General features: G+C 67.4%; 13 protein-coding genes. 11 read left to right on the top strand and 2 right to left on the bottom strand.

The annotated features are described in order from the left end of the window. Positions 1-41: 41 nt before the first annotated feature. Positions 42-1,136: an A/G-specific adenine glycosylase gene (gene mutY, locus QW845_RS17560; RefSeq protein ID WP_409997931.1), complete on the bottom strand. Its 1,095-nt coding sequence runs from the start codon at positions 1,134-1,136 to the stop codon at positions 42-44. Positions 1,137-1,257: 121 nt separating this feature from the next. Here mutY and QW845_RS17555 point away from each other — a divergent pair, with 121 nt between their 5' ends. The 11 genes from QW845_RS17555 (at position 1,258) to QW845_RS17505 (ending at position 12,182) form a co-directional block, all read left to right on the top strand. Next, a complete protein-coding gene (locus tag QW845_RS17555; protein ID WP_315802801.1) occupies positions 1,258-1,542 on the top strand; it encodes a type II toxin-antitoxin system RelE/ParE family toxin in 285 nt (94 codons plus the stop codon). Continuing rightward, positions 1,514-1,834, top strand: a complete 321-nt coding sequence (locus QW845_RS17550) for a HigA family addiction module antitoxin (protein WP_315802800.1) — start codon at positions 1,514-1,516, stop codon at positions 1,832-1,834. Before QW845_RS17555 ends, QW845_RS17550 begins: the two co-directional genes overlap by 29 nt. 26 nt (positions 1,835-1,860) lie before the next feature. Next, the gene (locus tag QW845_RS17545; RefSeq protein ID WP_315802799.1) at positions 1,861-2,340 is read left to right on the top strand and encodes a DUF721 domain-containing protein; all 480 of its coding nucleotides are present in this window, start codon (positions 1,861-1,863) and stop codon (positions 2,338-2,340) included. A 118-nt stretch (positions 2,341-2,458) separates the two neighbouring features. Then, entirely contained in the window at positions 2,459-3,115 is a 657-nt protein-coding gene (locus QW845_RS17540) for a DsbA family protein (RefSeq protein ID WP_315802798.1), read from the top strand. Between the two features lie 243 nt (positions 3,116-3,358). Next, positions 3,359-6,823, top strand: a complete 3,465-nt coding sequence (gene smc / locus QW845_RS17535) for a chromosome segregation protein SMC (RefSeq protein ID WP_315802797.1) — start codon at positions 3,359-3,361, stop codon at positions 6,821-6,823. 63 nt (positions 6,824-6,886) lie between these two features. Next, positions 6,887-7,876: a small ribosomal subunit Rsm22 family protein gene (locus QW845_RS17530; protein WP_315802796.1), complete on the top strand. Its 990-nt coding sequence runs from the start codon at positions 6,887-6,889 to the stop codon at positions 7,874-7,876. A gap of 145 nt (positions 7,877-8,021) precedes the next feature. Then, positions 8,022-8,453 (top strand): hypothetical protein, encoded by a 432-nt coding sequence (locus QW845_RS17525; RefSeq protein ID WP_315802795.1) that lies wholly within the window; start codon positions 8,022-8,024, stop codon positions 8,451-8,453. Between the two features lie 189 nt (positions 8,454-8,642). Beyond that, a complete protein-coding gene (locus QW845_RS17520; protein ID WP_315802794.1) occupies positions 8,643-9,200 on the top strand; it encodes a LemA family protein in 558 nt (185 codons plus the stop codon). Between the two features lie 33 nt (positions 9,201-9,233). Further along, positions 9,234-10,433 carry a M48 family metalloprotease gene (locus QW845_RS17515; protein ID WP_315802793.1) on the top strand — a complete coding sequence of 400 codons (1,200 nt, stop codon included), beginning with the start codon at positions 9,234-9,236 and terminating at the stop codon, positions 10,431-10,433. A 262-nt stretch (positions 10,434-10,695) separates the two neighbouring features. Then, complete coding sequence (locus tag QW845_RS17510) at positions 10,696-11,457, top strand: hypothetical protein (protein WP_009025709.1); 762 nt, start codon at positions 10,696-10,698, stop codon at positions 11,455-11,457. A gap of 56 nt (positions 11,458-11,513) precedes the next feature. After that, positions 11,514-12,182 (top strand): hypothetical protein, encoded by a 669-nt coding sequence (locus QW845_RS17505; RefSeq protein WP_315802792.1) that lies wholly within the window; start codon positions 11,514-11,516, stop codon positions 12,180-12,182. Positions 12,183-12,198: 16 nt separating this feature from the next. Here QW845_RS17505 and QW845_RS17500 read toward each other — a convergent pair whose 3' ends face one another. Then, positions 12,199-12,738 carry an adenine phosphoribosyltransferase gene (locus QW845_RS17500; RefSeq protein ID WP_315802791.1) on the bottom strand — a complete coding sequence of 180 codons (540 nt, stop codon included), beginning with the start codon at positions 12,736-12,738 and terminating at the stop codon, positions 12,199-12,201. Positions 12,739-12,787 lie beyond the last annotated feature (49 nt).

Here is a 12,787-nt window from a genome sequence, read left to right as displayed (position 1 = left end):
TCCTGTTAAGGTAGAATGTAGATTCGCGCAACTGGCATCGTTCACTCCCCCAACCCATGCGCCACGACCTTCCGCATCACGTTGGGCAGCGCCTCGCCGTCGAGCGTCGCGATCGGCACCCAGCGCATGCCGTCTGGCGCGCGCGTGCGGGCCGGCACGCGGGCCGCGTAGACCACGAGCTCCAGCGGAAAATGCGTGAAGACATGTGTGACGACGCCGAGCTTGCGGTGCCAGCCTTTCACACCGGCCAACTCTGGCGCCTGCGCCAGCGCGTCGGCGTCGTCCTGGCCGGCGCGCCACTCCGAGCCGGGGACCTCGGTCATCCCGCCGAGCAGGCCCTTCGAGGGACGCGAGCGCACCAGCAGCTCATCGCCCCTGACGACGACGAAGGCGGCGCCACGCCGCAGCGCGCCGGTCTTCTTGGCGCCTTTGCGCGGGAACGTCTCCTGGTCACCGCGCTCGCGCGCTGCGCAGTCGTCGTTCAGCGGGCACAGCGCGCAGGCCGGCTTCTTCGGCGTGCAGATGGTGGCGCCGAGGTCCATCAGCGCCTGCGCGCTGTCGCCGGCGCGGGACGGTCCGAGCAAGGTGGCGGCTAGCGCCTGGATCTGCGGCTTGGCCTGCGGCAATGCCTCCTCCACGGCGAATAGCCGCGAGACGACGCGCTCGATGTTGCCGTCGACCGGCATGGTCAGGCGATCGAACGCGATCGCGGCGATGGCCGCGGCAGTATAGGGACCGATGCCGGGCAGCGCGCGCAAGCCCTCCTCCGTGTCCGGGAAGGCGCCGTCATGCTCGCGCATCACGGTGACGGCGCAGGCATGCAGGTTGCGCGCCCGCGAATAATAGCCGAGCCCCGCCCACATCCGCAGCACGTCGTCGAGATCGGCGCTGCCGAGCGCAGTGACATCAGGCCAGCGGGCGACAAACTTCTCGAAATACGGCCCGACCGCCTTCACCGTGGTCTGCTGCAGCATGATCTCCGACAACCAGACCCGATACGGATCGGAGCGCTGTCCGGCTGGCGCACGCCATGGCAGCCGCCGGCGATGGCGGTCGTACCAGGCGAGAAGCTGTGCGGGACGCCCTGCTTCCCCGACAGCGATATCATGTTTGCGAGAAGCCTTGAGTTGAGCCACCCCTCCTCCATACGAGGAAACGAGCAACGAGACCAGAACCCTGATCCGGAAGTCCCCAACTCGTGGCAGAGCCAAATAGAATGCGCTCGCATTCTATAACGTCCCGCGTTATAAGTTCCGGATGATCCAGAGCTTCGCGGATCGCGAGACGGAGCTGATATGGAGCGGCCGACGGAGCCGGAGATTGCCGTCCGACATCCAGGATGTCGCGCTTCGCAAACTTCGTCTTTTGAATCAGGCGCGGGTTCTCGACGATCTCCGCGTGCCGCCGGGCAACCGTCTCGAAGCCTTGAAGGCTGACCGCGTCGGCCAGCATTCGATCAGGATCAACGATCAATGGCGAATTTGCTTCGTCTGGGATGATAGAGGACCGGCGCATGTCGAAATCGTCGACTACCACCGCTAGAAGCAACCTGCTGCACAATCCCCATCCCGGCGAAATCCTGCTGGAAGAGTTCCTCAAGCCGATGGGGCTGAGCCAGAACGCGCTGGCGCGTGCCGTTCACGTGCCGCCCCGGCGGATCAATGAAATCGTGCTGGGCAAGCGCGACATCACTGCCGACACCGACCTGCGCCTTGCCCGTTATTTCCGGATCTCGGAGGGCTTTTTCCTCGGTCTCCAGATGGATTATGATCTCATGCAGCGGCGCCGCGAGATTGCGCCGGACCTGAAGGCCATCCGGCCGCGTGCGGCCTGACGCCCGCGCCGTTGCGAGCATTGATCATGGCAAAGCCCGGCCGTCTCACCGCAAAGCCTCTCTCGCTGATGATGGGCGACGTGCTGACGGCCGCCTATGCCAAGCAGGGGTTTGCCGCACGTGAACTCGTGACACGCTGGCCGGAGATCGCGGGCCGCGACATCGCCGAGCATGCCCAGCCGTTGAAGATGCAATGGCCGCGGCCGGTCGAGGGCCAGCCGCAGGAGCCGGCCACCTTGATCCTGCGCGTCGAGGGGCCGATGGCGCTGGAGATCCAGCATTCCTCGGATGTGATCCTGGAGCGGGTCAACCGCTTCTTCGGCTGGCATGCCGTCGGCAAGCTGGCGCTGCGCCAGGGCCCGTTGACCCGGCCGCCGGTGAAGCGCCGCCCGGCCCCGCCCGATCCGAAGACGGTGGCGAAAGTCGCGCAGACCCTGACCGCGATCGAGGACGACGCGCTGCGTGACGCGCTGGCCCGGCTGGGCGCGGCCATCAAGCGAAATTGACGTTCGCCGTTTGATCCCGGCTTGAGCGCCGGCATTGCCTCCAACTGGGTTTCAAGCTAGCGAAAAGCCACGTCACGAGTGTTTCAGGCGCGAGATGCGCCCATTTCGGAGCAGAGCCTTGATCATCACCCGCCGCGCCTTCACCGCAGCCTTGTCGCTGACCGGCCTCGCCGCCCTGGCGGGCCTGTCCCCGCTGCGGCTGATCTCGGACGCGATGGCGCAGAGCGCCGCCGATGTCGCCAAGCCCCAGTCCTTGCCCGACATGGCGATCGGGCCGGCAGACGCCGCGGTGACCATCACCGAATACGCCTCCATGACCTGCCCGCATTGCGCGGCGTTCAACGCCACCGTGTTCCCGAAGCTGAAGGCCGAATACATCGATACCGGCAAGATCCGCTACATCTTCCGCGAGTTCCCGCTCGACATCAAAGCCGCCGCGGGCTCGATGCTGACGCGCTGCATCGCCAATGGCGACGCACAGAAGTATTTTGCCGTCACCGACATGCTGTTCCGCTCGCAGAACGACTGGGTGGTGAAGAACACCACGGAGACCCTGACGCGGATCGGCAAGCAGGCCGGCCTCAGCCAGCAGCAGGTCGAGGCCTGCCTCAAGGACCAGGCGCTGCTCGACAAGATCGCCGCCGACCAGAAATACGCGAGCGACATTCTCAAGGTCGATTCGACGCCGACCTTCTTCATCAACGGCGAGAAGATCAAGGGCGAGGCTTCGATCGAGGAGTTTCAGAAGAAGATCAACCCGCTTCTGAAGAGCTGATTCGAGAGACTGAGTCCGACAAGACACAGCGCGGCCCCTTCGTGGGGCCGCTTCTGATTCGTGGGCCGTTCGCCGCGAGAAAGCCTTGGAAAAGCGGGGCCGCCGGGTTGCCCTCGCGGGCGGCCATCGCCATTGTCCGGCCCCTAGAATGGGGCGCGAAGGCGACTCAGTCCACATTGACATTGCCTTCCATGGTATTGTCGGGGTTGGGAGATTCGTCTCCCGCCAACAGAGAATCTGTGCATGAAACTCACGCGTCTTCGTCTTCACGGTTTCAAGACGTTCGTCGAACCGACTGACTTCGTGATCGAACCCGGTCTCACCGGCGTCGTCGGTCCGAACGGCTGCGGCAAGTCGAATCTGGTCGAGGCGCTGCGCTGGGCGATGGGCGAGACCTCGCACAAATCGCTGCGCGCGGCCGACATGGACGCCGTGATCTTCTCCGGCTCGAACACGCGGCCCTCGCGCAACCACGCCGAAGTGGTGATGACGATCGACAACAGCGATCGCACCGCGCCGGCTGCCGTGAACGACCGCGACATTCTCGAGATCTCGCGCCGCATCGAGCGCGAGGCCGGCTCGGTGTATCGCATCAACGGCCGCGACGTGCGCGCCCGCGACGTGCAGATCCTGTTCGCCGACGCCGCCACAGGCGCTCGCTCGCCGGCCCTCGTCCACCAGGGCAAGATCGGCGAAATCATTCAAGCGAAACCCGAGCAGCGCCGCCGCGTGCTGGAAGACGCCGCCGGCGTCGCCGGCCTGCATGCGCGCCGCCACGAGGCCGAGCTGCGGCTGAAGGCGGCCGAGACCAATCTGCTGCGCGTCGAGGACGTCATCGGCCAGCTCTCCGGCCAGATGGAAGGCCTGCGCAAGCAGGCGCGGCAGGCGATCCGCTATCGCGAGGTCGCGGCCAAGGTGCGCAAGGCCGAAGCGACGCTCTATCATCTGCGCTGGATGGGCGCGCATGCCGACCTCAACGACGCCGCGCATGTGCACGATGTCGCGGTGCGCGAGATGGCCGAGCGGACCCGCGAGCAGGCCGAATCCGCCCGCATCCAGGCGATCCGCTCGTCGCACCTGCCGGCGCTGCGCGAGGCCGAGGCCCGCGCCGCCGCGACGATGCAGCGGCTGAAGAACGCCCGCGACCTGCTCGACCGCGAGGAGGTGCGCGCCAAGGAGCGCGTCGGCGAGCTCGACCGCCGCCTGATGCAGCTCACCGCCGACGTTGCGCGCGAGCAGCAGCAGAACCAGGATGCGCAGGTCGCGCTGCAGCGCCTGGAGACTGAAGACGCGGAGCTGAAGGAAGAGATCAAGGCGCGCGTCGAGATGCGCAGCGGCGTCGACGAGCGCGTCGCCGAAGCCGAGGCTGATCTGGCCGAGACCGAGCGCCAGTTCACCGAGCTGACGACGCAGCTCGCCGATCTCACCGCCCGCCGCAACCAGCTCGAGGCCAACGTCCGCAGCCATCGCGACCGTCTCGCCAGGCTCGACCAGGACATCGCCAATGTCCGCGCCGACGAGGAACGGCTGGCGCAGGAGACCGCCCATCTCGGCGATCTCGACACGCTCGCCGCTTCGCTCGAAGCGGCGGAGGAATCCGAGGCGCAGGCCGAGGCCGCCGTGCAGACCAACGAGTCGGCGCAGGCCAATGCGCGGCAGAAGCTCGAAGCCTCGCGCGCCCCGCTCGCCGAAGCCGAGAAACGCGTGCAGCGGCTCGAGACCGAGGCGCGCACCATCTCCAAGATGGTCAACAGCGAGACCAAGAACCTGTGGCCGCCGATCATCGACGGCGTCACCGTTGCCAAGGGCTTTGAGAAGGCGCTCGGCGCCGTGCTCGGCGACGATCTCGATGCCCCGGTCGATGCGTCCGCGCCGATGCACTGGACCGTCGCCGGCGCCGAGGTCACCGACCCCGCGCTACCCGACGGCGTCGAGCCGCTCGCCGCCTATGTGCAGGCGCCGCCGGAGCTGTCGCGCCGTCTCGCCCAGATCGGCGTGGTGTCGCGCGACCGCGGTGCCCAGCTGGTGTCGCAGCTGCGCACCGGCCAGCGGCTGGTGTCGCCGGAAGGCGACGTCTGGCGCTGGGACGGCTTCATCGCCGCCGCGCATGCGCCGACCGGCGCGGCCCGCCGGCTCGCCGAGCGCGCCCGCCTGATCGACATCGAGGCCGAGCTGGAGCAGGCGCGCATCGATGCCACGAACAAGCGCCAGGCGCTGGAGAGCGCCGAGGCCGAGGTGAAGGCTGCGACCGCCGCCGAGAGCGCCGCACGCGAAGCCTGGCGCGCCGCGCAGCGCGAGGTGAACTCCGCGCGCGAGCGCCACGCCAACGCCGAGCGCGAAATCAACCGCCATTCGGCGCGCAAATCGGCGCTGGTCGAGGCGTCCACGCGTCTCGCCCACGACCGCGCCGAGATCGCCGAGCTGCACCAGAATGCGCTGGAGGCGATCGAGGAGCTGCCGGCGACCACCGAGGCCGACGGCCGGCTGGCCGCCGTGCGCGCCGAGATCGAGACCAAGCGCCGCGCCGCCGCGCAGGTGCGCGCCGAGGCCCAGGCGCTGGCCCGCGAGGCCGAGCTCGCCGATCGCCGCGTGCAGGCGATCATCAGCGAGCGCAACGACTGGTTCAACCGCATCCGCGGCGCCGGCTCGCAGATCGCCACCATCGAGGCGCGCATCGCCGAGGTCCGGGACGAGCGCGCCGAGCTCGACAACGCGCCGGAGATCTTTGCCGAGAAGCGCAGCGCGCTGATCGACGAGCTTGCGATTGCCGAGGAGGAGCGCCAGGTCGCGGCCGACGCGCTGGCCGAGGCCGAGACCGCGATGGGCGACACCGACCGCGCCGCCAAGGCGTCGCTGGAAGCGTTGTCGAAGTCGCGCGAGGCGGCTGCGCGCGCCGAGGAGCGGCTGGAGAGCGCCAAGCGCCGCATCGGCGACGTCGAGCGCGAGATCCACGACATGCTCGAATGCGAGCCGCAGGCCGTCGCGGCGATGGCCGAGATCGGTCCGGACACGCAACTGCCGCCGCTGCACGAGATCGAAGAGACCTTGGAGAAGCTGCGCCGCGACCGCGAGCGGCTCGGCGCCGTCAACCTGCGCGCCGAGGAGGAGCTGACCGAGGTCGAGGGCTCGCACACCGCGCTGACCACCGAGCGCGACGACCTGGTCGAAGCCATCAAGCGGCTGCGCCAGGGCATCCAGAGCCTCAACAAGGAGGCGCGCGAGCGCCTGCAATCCTCGTTCGAGACCGTCAACGACCACTTCAAGCGCCTGTTCACCGAGCTGTTCGGCGGCGGCGAGGCGGCGCTGCATCTGATCGAGAGCGACGATCCGCTCGAGGCCGGCCTCGAGATCATCGCCAAGCCGCCGGGCAAGAAGCCGCAGACGCTGTCGCTCTTGTCGGGCGGCGAGCAGGCGCTGACCGCGATGGCGCTGATCTTCGCGGTGTTCCTCACCAACCCCTCGCCGATCTGCGTGCTGGACGAGGTCGACGCGCCGCTCGACGACCACAACGTCGAACGGTTCTGCAACCTGCTGCACGAGATGAAGGGCTCGACCGAGACCCGCTTCATCATCATCACCCACAACCCGATCACCATGGCGCGCATGAACCGGCTGTTCGGCGTCACCATGGCGGAGCGCGGCGTCTCGCAGCTCGTCTCGGTCGCGCTCGACGAGGCCGTGAAGATCCTCGACCAGCAGGTGGCGTGATCGTGCTGCGTCATTCCGGATCGCCGCGTCGGCGGCGCCCGGACTGACGCGTGGAGAGGACCGATGATCTCTCCCGATCTGCCCGCCGCGCTGAAGGCGTCCCTCGAAGCCAGGCTGCACGGGCAGTCGCGGCAGGATGCAGCCGCCCGAGCGGCCCGCATCTCGGCCGCCTATCGCAGCGGCGGCAATTCCGGAACGATCACGAGCGACGCCGACGCCATCGCCTATGCCACCGTGCGGATGCCGGCGACCTATGCGGCCGTCGCAGCCAGCCTGAACGCCGTGATGCAGGCCTGCCCGGACTTCGCACCGGCCTCGCTGCTGGACGTCGGTGCCGGGCCGGCGACCGCGAGCTTCGCTGCGGCGGAAGCGTTTCCGCCGCTGACCTCGTTCAACGCCGTCGATTCCAATGCAGCGTTGCGCGGGCTGGCGCTGACGCTCGCTGACGACACGATGCGCCTGCGCGACCTCTCTTATGCGCTGGGACCGGCGCGAGCGCTGCTCGATCGTGCCGGACGTGCCGATCTCGTCATCGCCAGCTACATGATCGGCGAGTTGGCGGACGCTGAACGCTCCGCGATCGTGGACGCGCTGTGGGCGACGACCGGCGATACGCTCCTCATCGTCGAGCCCGGCACGCCCGCCGGCTATCAGCGCATCATCGCGGCGCGCGACCGCCTGATCGCGGCCGGGGCTCATGTCGCGGCGCCCTGCCCGCACGCAGCCCCCTGCCCGCTGGTCGCACCGGACTGGTGCCACTTCGCGCAGCGGCTGGCGCGGTCCCGGGCGCATCGCGAGCTGAAGGGCGCCGACGTCCCGTTCGAGGACGAGAAGTTCAGCTTCATTGCCCTCACTCGCAAGCCGGCAACGCATCGGCCCGCCGCACGCGTGCTCGCGCCGCCGTCGGTCACCAAGGTCGCGACAGCCGCGAAGCTGTGCCAGGCGGATGGCGCTGCCCGCGTCGTCAGCATCCCGCGCCGTGACAAGCCCGCCTTCGCCGCCGCCCGCCGGTGGGACTGGGGCGACGGCGTGGAGCCGCCGCCGCGCCGCTGAATACCTGCCCGGCCGCCCATGGTTAACGTCCGGTCGAGTTTGTCTCTCATTTTCGCGATCTCGCGAAACCGGCGAGAAATCCGCGTTTGCTACGGTGAGCTGCAACGGGCGCTGACATGCGCTGCTCACAAGGGAATGCATTTCGATGTTCAGGACGATGACGATCGCTGCGATGCTGCTGGCTTCGGCAGGGACCGCCTTCGCGGGCGGCCATGGCGGTGAGTCCTCAGCGCCGCCGCCAGCCCCCAAGCAGGAAGGCCCGCCGGCCAAGGCGGTGATCGGCAAGAACGGGCCAGTTCTGACGGACCCGAAAGGCATGACGCTGTACTATACCGAGCGCGACACGACCGGGAACAAGTCGACCTGCGACGGCGATTGCGCCCAGAAGCGCCCCCCGCTGGCGGCGCCCGACAACGCGGTCGCGACCGGCGATTTCACCGTCATCACCCGCAGCGACGGCAAGAAGATGTGGGCCTACCGCTACCGGCCGCTCTACACCTCGCAGCTCGACAGCGCCCCCGGCGATATCAAGGGCAACGACCCCACGCAGCAATGGCGGGTCGCCCGTCCCTATTGAGCCTTGCGCGTCGTTGCCTCCGGCGCCAACTCGGCCGCCTGGGCGTCCATCGAACGGACCGGTCAGGCTAAAACGACTTGAACGGGCCTCCATCCTGATGCGACCAATGCACGCCGGTCCACCTGCGGACCGGCGGCGCCGTCGCGTGTCGGCCGCCTCGTCCTCCCGCCCCCTCCCTCGGAGCCCGTCATGTCCGGCTGGATCGTCCTCGGCATCATCGTCATTCTCGTGCTGTTCGCCCTTGGCGCCTACAACCGGCTGGTCGCCCTCAGCCAGCGGGTCGGCCAGGCCTTTGCCGACATCGACGTCCAGCTCAAGCAGCGCCACGATCTGATCCCGAACCTGGTCGAGACCGTGAAGGGCTATGCCGCGCATGAGCGCGGTACGCTGGACGAGGTGATCAAGGCCCGCAATGCGGCCATGTCGGCGCAGGGACCGGCCCAGGTCTCGGCGGCCGAAGGCCAGCTCTCCGGTGCGCTCGGCCGGCTGATCGCGCTGTCCGAGGCCTATCCGGATCTGAAGGCCAATGCGAACTTCCAGCAGCTCGCCAGCGAGCTGTCCGACATCGAGAACAAGATCGCCGCCAGCCGCCGCTTCTTCAACAACGCTGTGCAGGAATACAACACCGGCATCCAGCAGATGCCCGCCGCACTGTTCGCCGGCACCTTCGGCTTCACCCGCAAGGAGTTCTTCGATCTCGGCGCCAGCCGGGCCGACGTCGAGGCCGCGCCGAGCGTCAAGTTCTGATCCCGCGCCTTCCGCGCTGAAGGGTCCGACGCCATGGCCGCCTACGGTCTCTACACCCACATCGCATCGAACAAGACCCGTTCGGTGCTGCTGCTCGGCGGCCTGTTCCTGCTGATCTATGTGCTGGTGTTCGCCGGCGCGCTGATCGCGGAGGTCATGATCAACGGCAATGGCAGCGTCGCCTATTACATGAACGCCGCCACCCGCGACCTGATCAAGGCGCTGCCCTGGGCCACGCTGGGCGCGGCGGCCTGGATCGTGATCGCCTATTTCTTTCACCAGACGATGATCGACGCCGTGACCGGGGGCACCGCGGTCACCCGTCAGGAGCAGCCGCGGCTGTACAATCTGCTCGAGAACCTCTGCATCTCGCGCGGCATCACCATGCCGAAGCTGAAGATCATGGACAGCCCGGCCCTGAATGCCTTCGCCACCGGCCTCAATCAGCGGCAATACGCCGTCACCGTCACGACCGGCCTGCTCGCTGCGCTCGATGACAAGGAGATCGAGGCGGTGCTGGGTCACGAGCTCACCCACATCCGCAACGGCGACGTGCAGCTGATGGTGGTGGCCGTCATCATCGCCGGCGTGGTTGGCTTCTTCGGCGAATTGTTCTTCCGCCTGTTCACCAACATGAGCTGGGGCGGCGGCTGGGGCCGCTCGTCGTCGTCCTCCTCCTCATCCGACTCCGACCGCAAGGGCTCCGGCGGCGGGGCGATCATCGTCGTGATCATCGCGGTCGTGCTGATCGTGGTGGCCTGGCTGTTGTCCCAGGTGGTCAAGCTGGCGCTGTCGCGCACCCGCGAATACCTCGCCGATGCCGGGTCGGTCGAGTTGACCAAGAATCCGGACGCCATGATCAGCGCTCTGCGCAAGATCGAAGGGCGCGGCGAGCTGCCCGGCGCCACCTCCGCCGTCATGGAGTTGTGCGTCGACAATCCGCGCGAGGGCTTTGCCGACCTGTTCGCCACCCACCCTTCCGTCGATGCCCGGGTCCAGGCGCTGATCAAGTTCGCCGGCGGCCACGATCCGGGCCCGCTGGCACTGCCCACGGACGAGGCACAGCCGGACGACACCGGCGCCAACGCGACCGAAAGCGACGCTCCGCCACCGCTGCCGTCCGGCGGTCCCTGGGGCCAGGCCGATGGCCCGCCTACGCCATCCGGCCAGGGACAAGCCGCTCCCGAGGGACCTTGGAGCACACCCGCAACCGGTCCCTGGGGCCGGCACTAGACCCCTCCTTCGCAGCGGAATCGGGGGCGAATGCCGTGCGACGGGCAATCGTGCTGCCACTCGCTTGCAAGTGCTTCCGCGCCGGCACGAACGTTTGGCCGGAATGCCTCCGATTGCTCCGGCCCGCGGCGGCGAAGGCGCAAATTTCCCCGGTCCCGTGCTGCAATGAATTTGAATTCTCCAGCGTTTCTGCCATGTTCGCGCCCAAAGCAGAATGCAATGCGCCGGCCCCCTGGCCGGCCTCAGGGCTGAAGGACTTTCCATGGCGAAACCGGCAGTGGTTGTGGTGGGCGCGGACAAGGGCGGGGTCGGCAAGACCACGGTGTCGCGGACGTTGCTCGATTATTTCAGCGCCAACAACGTCCCCACCCGGGCGTTCGACACCGAGCATCCGCGCGGCACCCTGAAGCGCTTCCACCCGGAGATCACCGAGATCGTCGACATGAATTCGACGCCGGACCAGATGAAGATCTTCGACACATTGAGCGCGGTGGCGCCGTCAGTGACCGTGATCGACGTCCGCGCCGGCCTGATGTCGCCGACACTGGCCGCCTTGCGCGACATCGGCTTCCTCGACGCCGCCCGCTCCGGCCAGATCACCTTCGCGGTGTTCCACATCCTGGGCTCGTCGATCGCCTCGCTCGACGAGATCGCCGAGACCGCGAGCTACATGATCGGGGCGAAATATTTCCTGGTGAAGAACTTCATCAACAACACCAGCTTCTTCGAGTGGGACCAGTCGACCTACAATTCCTACTTCCACCGCATCAAGGACGCGACCGAGCTGACCATCCCGAAGCTCAACGAGATGGCGTTCGAGCAGGTCGAGGTGGCGTCGGTGCCGTTCCTCAAATTCGTCGCCAACAAGGGGCCGCGCGACGAGGCCGCCAACTACTCCTTCGTGCTGCGCGGCTATGTCCGGCATTGGCTCGCCAACGTCTGGAGCGAGTACGACCGCATCAAGCTGACCGACATCGTCGGCTCGACCAAGGCGGCGGCGCCGCGGCCGGCCGGGGAAAAATAGCATTCCCGTGACTGATGGGACTTTATCGCAACCGCATTTGACCTGATATAGGTCGGATGCCCGCGACGCCCGTCTACATCGTCTGCTCGCCCCGGCCGCAATCCGGGAAGACGCTGCTTGCGCGGGTCCTGAGCGAGTTCCTGCTGCTCAAGAACGGCCAGGTGCTCGCCTTCGACGTCACCCTGCGCGAGCCGTCGCTGCTCGACTTCCTGCCGCAGATCACGGAAACCGCGACGATCGAGGACACCTACGGCAAGATCCAATTGATGGACCGGGTGATCCTCAACGACGGTATCCCCAAGGTGATCGACCTCGGCTACTACTCGTTCGACGAGTTCTTCAAAATGTCCGAACAGATCGGCTTTTTGAAGGAGGCCGCACGGCGGAACGTGGTCCCGATCGTGCTGTACTGCGCCGAGGGCGACCGCGTCTCGATGCGCGCCTATGACGCCCTGCGGCGGCAGATCCCGAAGGCACAGCTGATCGTGGTCGAGAACGACCACGTGCTGCGCGAGGAGCTCCCCGACCTCTACAGCCGCAGCAAGCATCTGCGCATTGCCGCCCTGCCCGCCTTCCTCCGAACCTACATCGAGCGCTTCTCGTTCTCCTTCACCGGCTATCTGCGCCAGGAGAAGGACCCCTCCACCGAGCTCTATCAATGGATCCGGCGCAACTATTATGCGCTGCGCGAGATCGAGAACGAGCTCCTGATGCAGCGGTCCTGACGCCGCCGCGCGCGTTTCAGTGCCCTTCGAACGAGATCAGCGTGCGCACGGGCACGTCGAGCGCGCGCAGCTTGGCGGCGCCGCCGAGATCCGGCAGGTCGATGATGAAGCAGGCCGCCACCACGGTCGCGCCGATCTGGCGCAGCAGCTTCACCGCGCCCTCGGCCGTGCCGCCGGTGGCGATGAGGTCGTCGACCAGGATCACGCGCTCGCCGGGCTGCACCGCGTCGACATGCATCTCCATCTCGTCGGTGCCGTATTCCAGCGCGTAGGACATGCTGACCGTCTTGTGCGGCAGCTTGCCCTTCTTGCGGATCGGCACGAACCCGGCCGAGAGCTGATGCGCGACCGCGCCGCCGAGGATGAAGCCGCGGGCCTCGATGCCGGCGACCTTGTCGATCTTCGATCCGGCCCAGGGATGCACCAGCTCGTCCACCGCGCGGCGGAACGCGCGCGCGTCCGCCAACAGCGTCGTGATGTCCCGGAACAGGATGCCGGGCTTCGGATAGTCCGGAATGGTGCGGACCGTGTTCTTGATGTCCAGATCGAACGTCATCGTGCTCTCGCTACCTTGTTTTGCCGTGACCGCGAGGAATTCGTCATTG

This window comes from Bradyrhizobium sp. SZCCHNS3002 (genome assembly GCF_032377435.1).
GTDB lineage: Bacteria > Pseudomonadota > Alphaproteobacteria > Rhizobiales > Xanthobacteraceae > Bradyrhizobium.
This window is presented reverse-complemented; position numbering and strand designations above follow the sequence as displayed.